General features: G+C 34.4%; 8 protein-coding genes. All 8 read right to left on the bottom strand.

Annotated elements, in window-relative coordinates; translation table 11 throughout:
* Nucleotides 1–85: 85 nt before the first annotated feature.
* The 8 genes from AAEO59_RS10200 to AAEO59_RS10165 all read right to left on the bottom strand — a co-directional run bounded on the left by AAEO59_RS10200 (nt 86) and on the right by AAEO59_RS10165 (nt 18,380).
* Entirely contained in the window at nt 86–2,017 is a 1,932-nt protein-coding gene (locus AAEO59_RS10200) for a family 43 glycosylhydrolase (RefSeq protein WP_341700634.1), read from the bottom strand.
* Entirely contained in the window at nt 2,017–3,384 is a 1,368-nt protein-coding gene (locus AAEO59_RS10195) for a glycoside hydrolase family 27 protein (protein ID WP_341700633.1), read from the bottom strand. Before AAEO59_RS10195 ends, AAEO59_RS10200 begins: the two co-directional genes overlap by 1 nt.
* 146 nt (nt 3,385–3,530) lie before the next feature.
* Nucleotides 3,531–5,966 carry a sugar-binding domain-containing protein gene (locus tag AAEO59_RS10190; protein ID WP_341700632.1) on the bottom strand — a complete coding sequence of 812 codons (2,436 nt, stop codon included), beginning with the start codon at nt 5,964–5,966 and terminating at the stop codon, nt 3,531–3,533.
* A gap of 170 nt (nt 5,967–6,136) precedes the next feature.
* Entirely contained in the window at nt 6,137–7,777 is a 1,641-nt protein-coding gene (locus AAEO59_RS10185) for a glycoside hydrolase (RefSeq protein ID WP_341700631.1), read from the bottom strand.
* Between the two features lies 1 nt (nt 7,778).
* Complete coding sequence (locus AAEO59_RS10180) at nt 7,779–9,386, bottom strand: RagB/SusD family nutrient uptake outer membrane protein (protein WP_341700630.1); 1,608 nt, start codon at nt 9,384–9,386, stop codon at nt 7,779–7,781.
* Between the two features lie 13 nt (nt 9,387–9,399).
* Nucleotides 9,400–12,411 carry a SusC/RagA family TonB-linked outer membrane protein gene (locus AAEO59_RS10175; protein ID WP_341700629.1) on the bottom strand — a complete coding sequence of 1,004 codons (3,012 nt, stop codon included), beginning with the start codon at nt 12,409–12,411 and terminating at the stop codon, nt 9,400–9,402.
* A 41-nt stretch (nt 12,412–12,452) separates the two neighbouring features.
* Entirely contained in the window at nt 12,453–13,853 is a 1,401-nt protein-coding gene (locus AAEO59_RS10170; RefSeq protein ID WP_341700628.1) for a hypothetical protein, read from the bottom strand.
* Between the two features lie 465 nt (nt 13,854–14,318).
* Entirely contained in the window at nt 14,319–18,380 is a 4,062-nt protein-coding gene (locus tag AAEO59_RS10165; protein ID WP_341700627.1) for a hybrid sensor histidine kinase/response regulator transcription factor, read from the bottom strand.
* Between the last annotated feature and the right edge of the window lie 133 nt (nt 18,381–18,513).

The following is an 18,513-nucleotide window of genomic DNA, read 5'->3' as shown; positions in this document are numbered from 1 at the left end:
ACTCCCTACCAGTTTGTAAATTATGCAAAAAAAGGAAAGCACATAGTATGAATGTACTTTCCTTCTAATTATATTTAATACTCTTTTACTTCACAGGATTAATTCCTTTGTGAGAAGGAACAACTTGTTTAATAGTTCCGTCTGCATTGAATTCTAAATTATCAATACATACTTCACGATGGAAACCTGCTGCGTCTCCCATACTGATTCCGGTAGGGTATGAAAAACGATGATACACAATTTTCCATTCGTCTTTTTTAGGTACTTTTATAACCGAATTGTGCCCGGTTGCATAAATTCCTTCCACTTTATTACCCTGAATAACGATGTTATCTTTTGGCATTTCAAGTGGTCCAAGCGGAGAATTTGAAATAGCATATCTTACTTTATAATTTGGACTTCTGGTATCGTCTTCACTCCAGAAAAAGTAATATTTTCCGTTTCTGTAAATGACATAAGTTCCTTCGCGGAAGCTATTGTTTACTTCGATAATTTTTGTTGTTCCCGGTTTTAATGAAACCATGTCCGAATTCAATTCGGCAACAGCCATGTACATATTCCCCCAGTACAAATAACTTTTACCTGTTTTAGGATCGGTAAAAACGTCGGGATCAATTTCCTGACCGTCTTTTATACCTTCGGGTCTGCTGGCTACAATTGGTTTTCCACTGTCTTTAAAAGGACCTGTAGGATTATCCGAAACCGCAACTCCTACTTTTTGCGCTCCTGTATAATAATAGAAATATTGGTACTTTCCTTTTATTTTTTTCTCCACAATACATGGCGCCCAGGCGTTTCTTCCTGCCCAAGGGACATCTTTTTTAAGGTCTAAAATGGTTCCTTCTTCTTTCCAATCCACTAAATTATCAGATGAAAAAGCTTTGAAATAATAACCGCCCCAACCATCAAATCCGTCCGTTGTTGGGTAGATATAATATTTGCCTGTTTTCTCTGCGTACAAAACTTCAGGATCGGCATGATAACCTTCTAAAACCGGATTATTATTGATTTGAGGATAAGCTGCAGGCTTTCCCCATTTAGCTATTAATCTTTTTAATTCCGTACGGGTGATTGGCAAAATCGTTCCGTGACGCGGGTGAAAATCCATTGAAATATCATTATCAATTACCGTGAAATGTTCTAAATCTTTGGTTTTAGTAAATTGATATTTCCCTTTCATGTACATATCATACATTAAGATATATTCATCCGAATGATTCAATTTGAATACACTTGCTCCCTCAACAGCTTCTTTGGTTTGTTGCAAATAATTATCATTTTCTGTCCAGTTTCCGGATGTCAAATCAGTGGTTGTTGCCACTTTAATTCCCGGCGTATTGGTTTCAGTTTTATAAAAAAGATGATAAACACCGTCTTTTTCGATAATATCTCCATCAATACAAGCATTTTTAGACTTAGGAATAAATAGCACTTTTGGCTCAGAATCTAAAGCTGTAAAATCTTTATTAGCATATGCGTAATAAATAATATCCGGACTTCCTTCATGCATCAAACTAAAGTAAATCATGTATTTACCCGCTTTAGCATCATAAATGGTTTGCGGTGCCCAAACTCTTTTTAAATTTTCATTTCCTGAAAATGTTTTCTGAAAATTTATTTTACTGCTTTGCCAGTTTACCAAATCGGTACTTTTTAACAAAATCATACCACGGTTGCTGCTCCATCCCTTTGACGAAGTCATATCGGTCAAAACCATATAAAAAGTTTTACCATCAGCTCCACGTAAAATATGCGGATCTCGCACACCTCCCGTTTCACTGATAATTTTACTGTCGATTACAGGCTGGTTATTATTCAAATGGTAATAATGATAACCATCGGCGCTTATGGCGTAACGTACTGCTTCTTCTTCAACAGCATTGCCTGTGAAATACACAAATAAATAAGCGGTTAAATCTTTATCAGCAAGTACTGGTGGAACTCCGCTTTTGTTTTGAGCCTTCGAAAGTTGAAATAGTACTAAAAAAAAGACTATGCCTAAATGTAATTTTCTCATTATTTTTTACTTTTTAATTTATACAAAACCGAAGCATGCGCATTTAAGCTAACAGCAACTTCATCTTTAACCGCTCCTATTTTTTTCCCTGTCCACATATCAATAACCTCAGCATTTTTAATACCCAAATCAGCTAAACGTACTACAACTTTATCAGAAGTATTGTCTGAAATATTGAACAGCGCTAAGTAAATGCTTCCGTCTTTTGGATTTTTTGAGGTCACTGCTACTTTTCTGTCTTTTTGAAAAAGTTGTTTAACCTGAGTTCCTTCGCGGTGCATTTTTAAAACTTCAGCATTCGTCAATAATGATAATGTAAAAGCATCGTTACTAGGCATATCTCCTCCAAAAAACAACGGAGATTTGAAAATGGTAAAGAAAGTCATTAAAGTATATTGCTCGTCTTTTGTTAAACGAGACATTCTGTCTTCACCACGTTCTCCTCTTAACGAAATTCTTCCTAACGGAATCATATCGCAATCAGGCCAAGTTCCAGCAGCAATATGCGGATACCATTTTTGAGCAACCTCCATTAAATGGGTGATATGCGGCCATGTATCCCAAACATCATCCACCATACGCCACATATTTGCGTGAGAACTTACGTGAGCAGCTGCCGAAATTGGCGTTTCTCCAGGTGAAGTACTTAAAACTATTTTGCGTCCGCATTTGTCGATTGCTTTTCTAATCAGGTTGATTTCTCCTTCGTGATACGGTCTTGATAAATCATCTATTTTGATAAAATCTATACCCCATTGTGCGTACAATTCGAACAAAGAATCATAATATTCCTGTGCTCCCGGTTTATCGGCAAGAATAGTATAATTGTCTTTCAACCATTCGCATTGTAATTCTGTTGTATAAATTTGGTCGGCAGTGATGCCGTTTGCTCCTTTAATTGGCAATTTTTCTTCCACCGCTTTTTTAGGAATTCCGCGCATAATGTGGATTCCAAATTTCAATCCTTTGCTATGAATATAATCAGCTAATGGTTTGAATCCCTGTCCTTCTTTTGCAGAAGGAAAACGGTTTAGTGCAGGTAAATATCTCCCGTATTTATCCATTACATAACGTGGATCTTTTTGATTGTAGCCTCCCGCCTTATCATTTTCCACAAACCATCTGATATCTACTACGATGTACTCCCAACCTGATTTTTTTAAATTTTTGACCATATAATCAGCATTGGCTTTCACCTCATGTTCTTCAACCGTTGAGCCATAACAATCCCAGCTATTCCATCCCATTGGTGGAGTTTGAGCCCATTGCTTGAATTCATCCTTCTTGAAAGCTGTTTTTTGGGCATTGGTCGAAACCGATACTAAAACAACTCCTAGTGCCAGAGCAATTTTATTCTGTAATTTCATTTTTTGGTTTTTATATGTGTTAATATTACACTTCAAATATAACTAAGTTATTTCACTATAAAAAATAACCTGTTTACTATAAGCAAACAGGTTAATACTTTTAAGAAAACTATTTTATTGATTCTTTTCTACTTAAAAAAAACAACTTATTTCACATTAATAGTGACCTCAACAGTTTTTAACCAAGGGCTTGAAAATTGAACTTTGATTGGTTCATTTTTGCCGTTTGACTGAATATAAGCTAAAATATGTCCGTTAAAAGCACGTTGTGCATTATCGGTATAATCGGTCATGTCGCTGTTATTTCCAGCTTCCAGACCTAATAAAGATGCATCACCACTCACGATTTTACATGTAATTTCATTGTCAGCAATCATTACAGGAATTCCATTTTCATCTACTAATTGTAGCATAATTTCGGCAACTCCTTTGTCTTTGTTAATCACTTTATCGGCAGTTTTTACGACAATAGCCTGCGGTTGTTTTGAAGAAGTGATAACATAACGACTCACTTCTTTATTATTCTTATCTAAACCTACTGCTTCCAGTTTTCCAGATTGAAAAGGAATATCCCAAGAAATAATTCCCACTTCAGAATCATAATTTTTAACTTCTCCAACCACTTTTCCGTCTAGTTCCAAACGGGCTTTTGCAGCATTTGTATAACAAACTACTTTTACTTTTTGACCTTCGTTATAATTCCATAATGGCCATGCATCCATAGAAAGATCTTTCTTGTTTGGATTATTAGAAAGATAAGTTCCAATGTAAATCATTGGTTTCTCTGACCAAAGTGACTGACGGAAATAACCTCTAGGTTTAATTTGTCCGGCAAAATCAACTAAGCCTGAATAGAATCCTCTTGATGGCCAACGACCAGATTCTCCTAAATAATCAATACCAGTCCATAAGAATTGACCAAAAATATGTTCGTTATTTTTTACTGATAACCAAGCTTCATAATCATGACGGTTTTCGCTACCAAAGATGACACGTTTTGGATATTTCTTGTGGTCTGACTGATATTTACTTTCTGTATAATTGTAACCTGTAATATCCAAAGCTCCCGGATATTCGGTTTCATTAGACATCGCTACACCGGCTAAACCTGCCGTTGTAGGACGGGATTTGTCGAATTTTTTCACAGCAGCAACCAAACGTTTTGCAATAGCACCTAAACGCATCGCATCCGGAGCATCTTTTTTATAACCTCCGTAAGCCGCTTGCGAGAATCCTGTATCGCCACCTCCTGCTAAAACAGGGTGCGAATACGGATCATTAGGATAATCTACTTCGTTACCAATACTCCACGCAAAAACAGAAAGGTGATTTCGGTCACGACGCACAAAATCTTCCAAATCTTTCTCAGCCCAATCAGCAAAAATATCAAACGAACCTTCAAATCCAGGTGTTCCAACATTCCATCCTTCTAACCATTTGCGTTTAGGGAATTCCCATTCGTCATAAGCTTCGTTTAAAACTAACAATCCTAATTGGTCACACAATTCATAAAAATCAGGTGCCTGAGGATTATGACTCGTACGCACTGCATTTACTCCAATTTCTTTTAAGGTTTTCAATCTTCCTTCTAAAACTTCGCGAGGAACTGCCGAACCTAATACTCCCGCATCATGGTGCAAACAAACTCCTTTTATTTTCATCCATTTACCATTTAAAGCAAATCCTTTATTAGCATCGAATGTAAAATTGCGGAAACCTGTTTGAGTTGTAGAATGATCGATAACTTTACCGTCTTTCAATACAGTCGTTTTTAAACTGTACAAATTAGGATTTTCTAAATCCCATAACTTAGGATTATTCACTTTTATTTTTGCAGCAATTTTTCCTGACTGATTAGCAGCAATTGCAACAGTATTAGAACTTTTGGCTACTGTTTTCCCATCTTTTGCAATCAATTCGTTAACAACAGTCAAATTTGATTTTTCAGCTGAACCATTTTCTACCTCAACCTCAACATTTAAAGTTCCTGAGTTTTTACTTACTTCAGGATAAGCATACACGCCCCATTGTGCAATATGCACCGGATTAGCATACACTACCCAGACGTTTCTGTAAATTCCGGAACCAGTATACCAACGTGAATCGGCACTCTTGCTATGATCCACACGAACTGCAATCGTATTTTTTTCTCCATATTTAATATAAGGAGTAGCGTCATAAGCAAAAGAAATATATCCGTTAGGACGTTTTCCTAAAGAATGTCCGTTAACAAAAACCTCACTTCGATTGTACACCCCTTCAAAATACAAGAACACTTTCTCTCCTTTTTTAGCTGATGGTACATCCATAGTTTTTCTGTACCAAGCAATTCCTCCGGGTAAAAATCCTGTTGCACTAGCCAAAGTTGGACTCAACTGTCCTTTAATACTCCAGTCATGAGGAACAGCTACAGTTTGCCATTTGCTATCATTAAAAGAATTATCCTTAAAGTCTTTATTGTCTTGCAGAATAAATTTCCATTGATCATTAATTTTTTGAGAATCTCCAAATCCTATTTGACTGAATGCAGAAGTGCAAGAACAAACCAGAAATGAGAGAAAGATTTTTTTTGTTGTTAACATAAATTATATTTTTTAATAAATAAGAAGGCACTATATCATCCTAATTTTCATAAAGCCTACTTTAAAAAAGCAAAGAAATGATTAAATCGTAATAGTTAAGAGGGGTAAAATGGTAAATCAAGTACTATAAAATTACCCAAAGTTATCTTTTTTGAATATAGTACTCCATTTTATTTATAAACACCTACATAAGTAACTACTGCTCTTGCCGGAATTTCAAAATTATCTGCAGCTACATCAGTTCCTTTTTTCAAACTTTTCAATTCCGAAGTAACATAAGGAGTCAATGCATTATTTACCAATGTTCCTCCTGCAAGATTTAAATTGTATGTTCTTGCCGAATTACTAAAATTAACCGCAACGATAACCAGTTTTTTATTTGCTTCATCTTTGTAAGCTGTTAGCATCACATCGGTAGTAGCAGCTGCGTTATCTAAATTAGGAATCTGAACCCTTTGCATTCCCGGTTTTACAAAGAAAGAGAAATTTCCAAAAGCCCAAAGAATTTTAGAATCCCTAACATAGCCATCGTATTTGCAATAGTTAGCATCTCCGGCACCTTTTGTAATTCCGTCATCAACATGAACCAATCCGTCTTTGTAATCACCGCGACTTACAGCAGTCCACCATTGCCATGAAGTTACACCTCCAATAGAAATATCAGTACTGATAATACGGGCTACCCAAAGCGCAGTTTGCATTCCTAAATCCCTTCCCGGACCAGCTCCACCTGGTAATTCGGCAGTACCAGGACTTTCAAGAATAGAATATTCCGATGCCCAAACACTCAATCCTGGAACACTTTGCGCTCTTGTTGCAACAGCTTGTCTTGACGAAATTAATGTGCTTATTGGCCATGCCTGCCAGTAACTGTGTCCTGAAATTGTTTTCTTTACATTAGTCAATCCGGCAATATTTTTAGTCGAATTCACTCCAAAGAAATAATCAATTTGATTCGAACGATTTTCTTTTCCGCTTACTGTTTTATACAATGGTTCGAAAGCACCTGCTTCTCCCACAACAATTTGTGAACTCAAACCTTTAGCTTGTAATTTTGGAGCCAAGGTATTTACCAAACTATAAATATTAGCATTTGATGCCGGAGAACCTTCTTGACCTGAACCATCCCACTCGTATTGTGGTTCATTAAACGGACTCACATAATCGATGGTTAAATCATGTACTGATTTTAATTTATCAATAGCATTTACCCAGAAATCAGCTAATTCAGGCATTTTACCATCTTTTAAATTATAAAAAGTGTTAATGCTGGCATGCGCTTTTCCGTTTTGAGTTAAATAAACCGGAGCACTATTAGTAAAAGCCAATAATTTATCTACTCCACGTTCTTTAGCGGCTTTCATAAACCATACCTGCCCTGACTGCTTACTCATATCATAAGTTACTCCATCAGTAGTAAAACATTCTGTACGTCTCCATTCGTCTGAAATATCACTAGCTTCTCCTTGTTCAGTACTTCCTGCTCCAAGGTTAAAACGCCATAATGACAAACCAATTCCTTTTGGATTTCCGTCAGCATCTACTTCTTTGCTAAACAACAAATCGGCAATGGCATTTTTCTTTTCTGTAGGCCAGTTTTTTCCAATATTATTACATTGCCAGGCATCAGAAGCTCCAAAACTTTCCATTGTTTGCAAATTTGCATCCAAATTAATTTTTAATTCTCTTGTAGTTTCAACAACTGGCTCTGAGTTTTCATTGTTATCCGACGAACAGCTAATGAATGCTGTACTCATTGAAAGCAAGCCTGCAAACAGCAGGCTTACATTATATTTTTTTATCAAATTCATATTAATAATTTGGATTTTGTTTAATGATACCACCACTTAAATCGATTTCTAACTGAGGAATTGGCCAAACCAAATGTTTCGCTGGATCAAAATTGATTCCTTTGTCTTGGGCCTCTTTTGTATTAGTCGTTTCATATGGATCTGTCGAATTCAAATTGTATTGCACAAAAGTTCCATTAGGTCCCATCAAAGATTCGATAACCGGTCTTCCTGTACTTGGGTCTTTTTCTCTTCGAATATCAAACAAACGTAATCCTTCAAAAGCCAATTCTAAACGACGCTCTTTATAAATTTTTCTCAAAAGATTTGGACCAGCCATTCCTACTACCGGATCTAGACTTACACGCGCTCTTACCACATTGATATCGGCCATAGCGCCATCAGCATCGTTTAAATGATAATTTGCTTCCGCTCTTGTTAAATACATTTCGGCCAAACGAATCAATGGCACATTTAATGGTAAGTGTCCGTCTTTTTTATCTAATGCTCTACGGGTAGCAATTGGAATATAATATTTACGACATATACGTCCTGATTTATTATCATTCAAACTGAATTTGTGTGTTGGATTCAATACCTCATCACCATAAGCCGCTTCACCCCATTTCGTAATAGTACTTCTACGACGAATTACGTCACCTTCTGAAATATAAGCGTTTTCCAAATCACTTGTAGGCATACACCATCCCCAACCATCAAGTACATCGGCAGCATCATTACTTGGAAAGTTCTTTTTGTCTTCACCTCTGGCTCCTGACAAAGTTGGTAAAGCACAACCTAAATTTTTATCCTGAACACTTGAAGACTGTGCTTCAAGAATAGACTCTACTCCATTATGGTTATTAACATCCCAAATGTTTAAGAAATTTGGTTCTAATGAAAAAGGTCCTTCCGTAATTACTTTATTAGCATATTGTTTAGCTTCGGCCCATTTTTCCTGAAACAAAGAAACACGTGCTAATAAGGCATAAGCTGCCCATTTATTGATTCTTCCGTTTCTGTAAACTTCAATTGTCTCTAATTTTTCAGCTGACGCTTTAAGATCAGCTTCAATTTGAGCATACACTTCTGCGGCAGTACTACGCGCTAATTTCAAATCACTAGTTCCTAAAACAGTTGTATACAATGGAACTCCACCGTAATTGTTCACTAATTCATAATAACAATAAGCTCTAACAAACAAAGATTCTCCCTCATATTGATTTCTTTGAGATTCACTTATTGGTGCCTGAGCCATTCTTGCTAATCCAATATTACAGGATTGAATGGTATAGAAATGCGCAGTATACATACTGTTCATATCACCCATATTATCAGGAGTAATAAAATATTGTGAAGACGGTCTATGAGCGCCACTATCCTGACCGGTATTCCCCATCCAGGCATCGTCAGTTGACATTTCGTTAGTTACCCTTGGTGCAATTAATGTCCACCAATCATTAGGTAATAATAATCTATGGGTCAACTCATTTACATAATTCTCACACTCCTGTGCTGTTTGAAAATAATTTTCTAAAGTTTGAGTTCCTCTGGCATCTTTCTCGATAAAATCACTACAGGAAACTGCAAACGCAGCAAAAGCTATTATTGATACTAATATTTTTTTCATTTTCGTTTTTTAATTAAAATGCTACATTAAGCCCCATCAAAATAGTTGGTTGAACTGGGTAATTCCATCCGCCGAAACCAGAACCCAAAACACCTCCACCTACTTCAGGATCTACACCTGAATATTTAGTCCATGTCCATAAATTTTGACCTGATAATGAAATTCTCAATTTATCAAATCCATATTTGTTATAAAGAGAATAACCTAACTGAAGGTTTTTCATACGCAGGAAAGAACCATCTTCTACATATAAAGAAGAGAATTTTGTAAAGTTCTCATTGTTGTCATCTTTAGAAAGTCTAGGAATAGAATTAGACGTTCCTTCGCCATGCCAAGCCATTTGATCTAATCCGCCAACTTTGTTTGTTAAACTAGCTCCATTGTATAAGTCAGAGATATTTTGGTTTACCAAATCATTTCCGATACTAGAATAGAAATTAGCTACTAAATCAAAGTTTTTGTAAGCAAAATTCAAGTTCAAACCAACATTGTAATCAGCCCAAGGAGAACCAATTTTTGTACGGTCTTTATCATCTAATTTTCCATCACCGTTCACATCTTTAAAACGAATATCACCCAATTGAGCATAAGGCTGTAATTTAGTCCCGTGCTCATCAGTATGAGCGTTTAATTCCGTTTGATTTTGGAACAAACCATCCGCTACATATCCGTAGAAATAACCTGGCTCTTCACCCTGAACAGTTAAAGTTCTATTACTTGCACCGTATAATTTTTCTCCATCAGTAGATAAAGAAACCATTTTAACATTAACAGTAGTAAAAGTCAAATCGGCACCATAAGAGAAATCACCTTTTTTATCTTTATAAGACAAAAGCAAATCGATTCCGTTAGAACGCATCGAACCAACGTTAGTCCAGATAGTTGCATAAGAAGGGAAACCACTATAAGTAGGGAACTGTTTTACAAACAACATATCTTTAGTTGTTTTTTGGTAATATTCTAATGTTCCTGAAATTTTGTTTTTCCAAAGTCCGAAATCAAGACCAAAGTTGATATCTTCTACAATTTCCCAACGAATATCTTTGTTGGCCATCGTTGAAGGATAAGAAGTGTCAACCACATTACCATCAATAACATAATATCCTTGTCCAATATTAGACTGATAAACTGATGCTGGTAAATTTTGGTTACCTACTCTACCCCAACCTGCTCTGAAAGTCAAATTATTCACTACCGAACTAGCATTTGCCATAAAATCTTCGTTAGAAATTCTCCATGAAGCCGAAGCAGCAGGGAAATTAGCCCACTTATTTTCAGCCATGAATTTTGAAGAACCATCACGTCTAAATGAAGCTGTTAGATAATATTTGCTATCGAAATTATAAGACAAACGTGAAATATAAGACATCAAAGAACTTGACCAAGATGTTCCGCTACTGTTACGGTTTTTAGTTGCCGCACTTACTTCTCTCATTGATTCAGAGTTATTAGGCACTCCTTCTCCATATCCCCAAACATCGGATGAATCGTAGTTTTCCATAGTAAGACCACCCATCAAACTTACGTTGTGCTTATCAGCAAATGTTCTTGAATAAGTTGCTGTAGATTGCCATGTCCAATCCACATTTGTTGTAGCTTTTCTTTCCACACTATTGATTTCTGCTTTTTCGTGAGCAGCATCAATCACGAAATCAGGACTGAATTTATTCCAAACTTTGTTACCAAATTCAATAGATCCCTGAGTTCTAACAATCAAACCTTTAATTGGCTCGTATTGTAAATATGCATTGGAATTTAAATTATACAAATTCGTATAATCATCGTATCTTTTTACAGCAGCAACCGGATTCCATACATATGAAGGGGAACGTGCATAAATACTGTATTCATTTTCAGTTCCGTTTAACTGATCAGCTGGTTTATAGATAGATGTAATCGGATCTATCTTAACAAAATCTGCCCAGTTACCTGGTGCTCCCCAAGTTTCATAACGAGGATTTAAAGTTACACCCGCCGAAAATTTATCGGTAAATTTAAAATCGTTGGCAATTCTGGCAGTCAATCTTTTCCATCCTCCAATTTCATAAAAAGAATCTGAATTATAATAGTTTAAGCTAATTGCATAAGTGTTTTTTTCAGAACCACCTGAAAGACCTATAGAAGCATTAGTTACCGAGGAAGTTCTGTCAATTCCTGCTCCCCACCAATCTGTAGTTTTTCCTCTGTACTGTTCAGCATTAGGCAAATACTCGGAATAACCTGAATTAGTATAAGCCGTATTTAAAATATTGGCATAATTCTCAGCACTTGCCATATTATACGGTCTATTCATAATTTGATAACCCGTACTCATGTCAACAGTAAACTTTGTTTTACCGGCTTTACCTTTTTTAGTTGTAATCAAGATAACCCCGTTTGATGCACGAGAACCATAAATAGCACTTGCCGAAGCATCTTTAAGTACATCCATCGATTCAATTTCGTTATTACTAAGGAAATTTATACTGGTTCCCATTGGGATTCCGTCAACTACATAAAGTGGATCAGTACTTAAGTTTACCGTAGATATTCCACGAATCAAAACTCTAGGTTGAGCACCAGGCCCACCTGCTCCGGTAATTTGAACCCCAGCCACTTTTCCTTGTAACGATTCAGTAACATTACCTACAGTCATGGTTTGTAATTCTTTTCCTTTTACAGAAGCAATCGAACTGGTAACATCTTTCTTTTTTACCGTGGCATAACCTACCACAACAACTTCATCAAGAGTTTGATTATTGTCTGTTAGAACTACATCAATAGTGTTTTTTTGTCCAACTGTTATTGTTTGTGTCGTAAAACCAATAAAAGAAAATTCAAGTTGAGCATCCTTATTAGGAACAACGATTGCAAATTTTCCATCAAAATCAGTAGACGCAGATGTTTGTGTTCCTTTTACATAAACATTTACTCCGGGAATAGGCACAGCCGATTTATCCTTAACAGTTCCTTTTACTGTTATTTGTGCAAAGGTTGCCGCACTGCATAATACAGCTATAAGCAACCCTATAAATTTATATTTCATATCTAAGATCATTTTTAATTAATGTTATAAGCTATAACAAACTATTTTTTAGTGATAAAAGCTCTTTCTAACTCCGTATCTAAAATCACTTTATAAACTCCTGCCGCAGCTGAATAAGAGCCATTTCCATTTTCACCCGGAGACATAGTAGCAATTCCATTTTTGATTAATCTCCATTGTGGATTCCACCACTGACCTGTAAAAGTAATTTTCATAGTTGATCCCGTAAGCGTAGCCTCTCCAACTAATTGATATGGATTATCTGGATTATTAACTAAATGTAATCCTGTTTGAACCCAGCCATTCCAAGTATCCCAATTTGCGTCCTTAACACCTTCACCACAAATACTCACAAAAGGTTTTCTCAATGCTTCATTGTCATGCCATACACCGTTAGCTACATCGGCCCAAACTTTAGAAGTTGGAGTGTATTTTGTTACGGTATAAGCTAATGTGCTTGGATTAACTTTTATTTTATAATAACCTTTTGTAGGCAAAACAATAGGAGAAGAAATTACATCATCGACTAAATTTCCTGAACCATTTAATCCAAAACAGTGTGGAGCAAAATCTGATTCCTGTCCTAAGAAATACACTTCTTTATTATTGGTATCTGCATAATATTTGAATTCGAAATCCTGTCCTGTCTTTTCATGGAAATACATTGGTACTCCTACTGCATCAGTAGCAAGGTTAGTTCCTTTAGGTTGGTCACATAAATAAATAGCCGGATATTCATTAGTCGCTACCACATTAATATTTAAAGTACCTTCGTTTGGTTTAGCAAACTTATCTCTGGCAGTAATACTCAAAACATAAGAAGCTGCTGTTACAGGTAATGTATAGGTTTTATTAAATGTATACGATTGTGGAGCTCCTGTAAGTTGAACGGTCTCGTCAATTCCCAAAGCAGCACATTTTACCTGTATGAAATCAATTCCTGAATCATCATTCACCACAAAATTCACAGGTAATTGATTACTGGATGATAATAAAACTACAGCTCCTTCTTTAGGCGTAATCATACTAATTGCCGGAGCGCTAAACTCCCCATCTAATCGCAAATTAATATTTTGATCTATCTCATTTCCTGAAACATCCGTTATGGTTAATTTGATCACAAAAGCTTCCGAAACGCCTCTATCGGCAGGAACTTCAAAGAAGTAACTTAAATCATAAGTGGTTAATAAAGGATCTGTTGCAAAATTGATCACTTTATCTAATGCTAATTCTGGGATTTGAATTCTAACATTCTTTAAACCTAAATCATCGGCCAAAGTGGCTTTAATCTCAAACTTTCTGTTTGGGGCTCCATATATTTCTGTTGTTGAAACAGCAACCGTTGGATTTTCCGAAGCAGGAAAATCCGCTTCATCATTTTGACATCCAGTAAATAGGATGGCAAAAAATGTAAGCAAAAATAAAAATGAGAGTTTTTTCATGTAATTTTCTTTTTTTGTGTTGTTTTAGTTCTCTTTTTTAAACAACTCTGTTTGGTTTTTAATGGTTATAGAATTTTTTTTTCAAGTTAATTCTGTAATTCAATTACTTCCTTATACTTTTCATAAGCTTAATTTTCATTTATTGGGTTAATAAATCTGTTAGTGGTAGTTTGTATTTTTATGATAATTTAACTTAAAGGAATCCAACCTTTCAAATTATAAAATCATGAGAAGAGCAAAGAAATAACTAAAAACAGCGCTTTTAAGGGGGTAAAATGGAGAAAAAACGAGGTCAAATTGGAAAACAATAAGGATATATTCGCCAAAAAATCGTTTTTAACAAAAAAATACTACTTTATTTATTAGATACTAAAATTAGAGTCTGTATTTTTAGAAATCAATAAAAAAATCCCAATCTTATCAATAACAAGATTGGGATTACAAAAAATGTTTTTTTAAATATATCTATTTGATAATATTCAAATCTTTATTAAATGAATCTTTATATTTTTTGACATACAACGAAGGTGTCATTCCAAATAATTTCACAAATTGTTGACGGAAATATTTTTGATCTTCAAATCCAACTTCTGCGCTTGCCTGTGAAATATTTACATTTTCGGTAAGCAATAACATTGCTGCTCTTCTTAAACGAATCGAGCGAATAAAAGCATTTAAGGTTTCTCCCGAAATAATCTTGATTTTTGTGTACAGAGTACGATGGCTCATTCCCATTTCAAGTGCGAAATTTTTAATTGAGAAATCCTTATTTCCCATATTAGCTTCAATAATATCAATACATTTATTTAAAAATTCCTGATATTCGGCCGGTACTTTTTGGACATTTTCTTTCAAGGTGATACTGTCTAAGAAATACTTCCTCAAATTTCCGCGATTCTTTAATAAAGTATCCACACGAGCTACAAGCAAATCATCATCAAAAGGTTTCGTTATATAATCGTCTGCTCCATCGGTAATACCTTGTAAGTGGGTTTCCGGATTATTTGCTGCTGTCAATAAAATAACTGGTATATGCGATAAATCTTCACTTTCTTTTATTTTTTTACATAACTCTAAACCATCCATAACTTCCATTGCAATATCAGAAATGACAATATCAGGCATGTGTTTTTTAGTCAATTGTAAACCTTCTTGCCCATTAACAGCGCTATATACCAAATGACTTTTTGAAAACAACTGAATCAAATAATTTCTAATCTCAACATTATCATCAATTATCAACACCGATTTTTTTTCAGTAAGCATTTTTTTATTAAGCTCTTCATTAAGTGCTGTCTCAACTGACACATCATTTTCAACATAATCGGCAATCAAAATTTCTTCTGCTAATACACTCATTTTTTGAACTATTGGATTAATAGGCAAATCATCAAAATGCTCCTGGCCTTTTAATAATGTCAATGTAAAACAACTTCCTTTACCTAATTCACTTTCACAAACAATTCTTCCTTTGTGCTTGTCTACAAAATACTTCACAATGTACAATCCAATACCAAAACCTGTACTTACTGTAACATTTGAATCTAGTTGTTTGAATTTTTCAAAAATTGTATCAATATTTGGCTGTGCTATACCAATTCCTGTATCAGATATAACTACAGAGACTTCTTTTTCCGTTTGAATAAGTTTAAAGGCTATGCTTCCGCTTTCGGGAGTGTATTTAAAAGCATTAGAAACTAAATTAAATAATGAGATCTCAACTTTCTCATAATCCCCAATAACAAGAAGAGTCTCTTCCGGAATTTCAATTGTATAATTTATCGATTTATCCCTAGCCTGTGTGGTAAAACACTGACATACTTCGTTACATAAATCATTCATGTTAATTTCTGCCAATCGTAATACATCTGCGTCATTCTCAGCCTTTCGAAAAAGCAACAATTGATCGACCAAACTCAATAAGCGTCTGGCGTTTCTATAAGCAATATGTATATCACCTTTTGAAGTATCATTCTGAGTATCTTCGTTTTTAATTATTTTTTTCAAAGGATTAATAATTAATGCAAGTGGTGTACGGAATTCATGAGAAATATAAGTAAACATCGAGGATTGTTTCGCAGCTATTTCTTTCTCTTTTTCTCTTTCTAATTCCGCAATTTGGACTTTAAATTTTAAACCCTCTTTGTACTTACTATATCGAATATAATTATGAATTATAGTTCCTCCAATTATCAAATACAAAAAATAAGCCCACCAACTCCTGTACCATGGTGGTAATACTACTATTCTAATTAAAGTTTCTGCCTGACTTAATCCGTCTTGAAAATTAGCAGTTTTCACCTTAAAAAGGTAAGTTCCTTCGGACAGATGGGGATAATTAGCTTTTCTATTTTGTCCGGCAATACTCCATTGATCATCCCAACCATCAAGAAAATAAGCATAATTAATTTTATCAGCCCCTGAATAATCTAAAGCGACAAACTCAATAGATAATGTCGTTTGATCATATGGCAATCTAATTTCCTTTATTTGATGGTCTTTAGTCCATTCTGAAATTAAATCTGATTTAGTTGCAATAGGCTCGTTATTTACATTTAAATCCGATAGAAGAATCCTTATATTAGAAGATTCTTCTTTTATCATTTCAGGATAAAACAAATTAAAACCATTGATTCCTCCAAAGAAAAACTCTCCTGTTTTTAATTTTAAACCAGCATTAAAACTAAATTGATTACTTTGTAAACCATCATTTTTAGAAAAATTCTTAAAAATTTTTGTCTTGGTATTCAATCTGCTTAATCCATTGTAGGTACTCATCCATAAATTTCCCTTTTTATCTTCTACTATTCTCAAAATAGTATTCGAAGCTAAACCTTCAGCAGTCGTAAACCTTTTAAAATCGTTAGTTTTTCTATCAAACAATAACAAACCTCCCTCTTGTGTTCCAACCCAAAGTTGTCCTTTTATATCTTCGTGTACAGCACGAACTGGATAACCTATATTAATTTTTCCCTGTTTTCTTTTAACAAAATCAATCCATACTATTGAAGTATAATTACCTCCCCATAGTTTACCATCACTAGTCTCTGTCAAACACTGTAAATTATTAATCCTCCTATCATAAAGTTGAAAAGCATTCTTCGTACGATTAAAAAGGTACAAAGAGCCTTCATTAGTAGCGCTAGCCCAAAGATTTTTTCTGGAATCTTCATAAACAAACCAGATGTTTTTCTCTACTTGTTTTGTATAAGGATTATAACAAGAATAACGACTTATCGCATTAGTCTTAGGATTTATTCTATTAACACCTCCAGCCCACGTTGAAAGCCAAATTTCTTTATTGCTATCACAAATAATATTAGTAATAAAGTTACTCGAAATAGAGTTCGGAGAATTTAAACTTGCGTTATATAAGGTATAAGTATCCGTTTTTCTATTCCAATAACGTAATCCTGCTCCATCAGTTCCAATCCACATATTGTGTTTTTCATCCTCACAAGCCGATAATATGAAATTTTGAGTCAGGTTATTATCTTTATCATTGTATTTAATATTTTTAAAATATTTGGGAGCACTACTAATCATACTGATTCCGCCACGTAGTGTACCCAACCAAATATTTCCAAAACTATCTTCATAAATACTCCAAATTGAAGGACTTTTTACAATTTGTTGCGAATTAATATGATTATACGAAACTACTTTTTTATTGACTTTATCTAATCTGAAAACTCCCCATCCATCAGTAGCAATCCAAAATTGATTTTTTCTATCTTTAAGTATATTTGAAACAATACATTTATTAGAAAAATAATTTTTAGAAATGGAAAAAGTAGATGTATTAAAAAGAAAAAGACCTTCATCGGTTCCTAACCAAAGATTTCCATCCTTATCTATTTCCATACATTTTACCTCCATAATTAAAGGAGAAACCAATGTCATTTTATTCTGAGAATAATTATATCTGCAAATCCCCAAATTTCTAACATAAACCCAACAAGCAGTTCCCTTATTATTATTTTGAATTGCTATCGCATCGTAGTTAAGTACTTTTTTATAATTAGAAATTGGAATTTTCTGTCCTGTAAATGCCCCATTTTCAAATACAATTAAACCTGAATTTTGTGTAGCCAATAGAACCATTTCATTCGAAACAGCTTTTATTTGATGCACAACATTTTTCAAAACTATTTCAGTGCTATTCTCCTTTTCTTTATATGTAAGAGTATAAAACAAGGCTTTAGATTTATCATAAACACTGGCTCCTTTATTTCCGCCGACCCAAATATTTCGTTTTGAATCTCCTTCTAAAGAATAAACCGTATTAGTTGATAACGAATTTTCATTGTTAATTTCGTTTCTAAAAACCTTAAACGTATAACCATCATAGCGATTCAAACCGTCATATGTTCCAAACCACATAAATCCATCAACATCCTGATAAATCGTTGTCACTGAATTATTAGATAACCCTCCTGAGATATCCAGGAATTTAACCGAATAATCCTGTGATACACTTATAAAAGGAAAAAAAAACAGCGCTAACAACAGAAGTAAATATCTCAAAATAAAAGATTTAAACATTAAGTAACTTAATTATAATTGAACTGCACAAGATATAATAAAATTAGTTAATCTCATAAATTCATTATTTTTTAAAACTAAAATATTACAATTAAACCAAACCATTTTAAAGTAT

Source organism: Flavobacterium flavipallidum (assembly GCF_038289905.1).
GTDB classification, from domain to species: domain Bacteria; phylum Bacteroidota; class Bacteroidia; order Flavobacteriales; family Flavobacteriaceae; genus Flavobacterium; species Flavobacterium flavipallidum.
Note: the sequence above shows the minus strand (reverse complement) of the source record. Positions and strands in the feature narration are given on the sequence as shown.

What these genes read in the sequence shown, in the direction of transcription:
- AAEO59_RS10175 (WP_341700629.1), bottom strand. Translation starts at nt 12,411, where the DNA reads ATGAAATATAAATTTATAGGGTTGCTTATAGCTGTATTATGCAGTGCG.
- AAEO59_RS10180 (WP_341700630.1), bottom strand. Translation starts at nt 9,386, where the DNA reads ATGAAAAAAATATTAGTATCAATAATAGCTTTTGCTGCGTTTGCAGTT.
- AAEO59_RS10195 (WP_341700633.1), bottom strand. Translation starts at nt 3,384, where the DNA reads ATGAAATTACAGAATAAAATTGCTCTGGCACTAGGAGTTGTTTTAGTA.
- AAEO59_RS10170 (WP_341700628.1), bottom strand. Translation starts at nt 13,853, where the DNA reads ATGAAAAAACTCTCATTTTTATTTTTGCTTACATTTTTTGCCATCCTA.
- AAEO59_RS10185 (WP_341700631.1), bottom strand. Translation starts at nt 7,777, where the DNA reads ATGAATTTGATAAAAAAATATAATGTAAGCCTGCTGTTTGCAGGCTTG.
- AAEO59_RS10200 (WP_341700634.1), bottom strand. Translation starts at nt 2,017, where the DNA reads ATGAGAAAATTACATTTAGGCATAGTCTTTTTTTTAGTACTATTTCAA.
- AAEO59_RS10190 (WP_341700632.1), bottom strand. Translation starts at nt 5,966, where the DNA reads ATGTTAACAACAAAAAAAATCTTTCTCTCATTTCTGGTTTGTTCTTGC.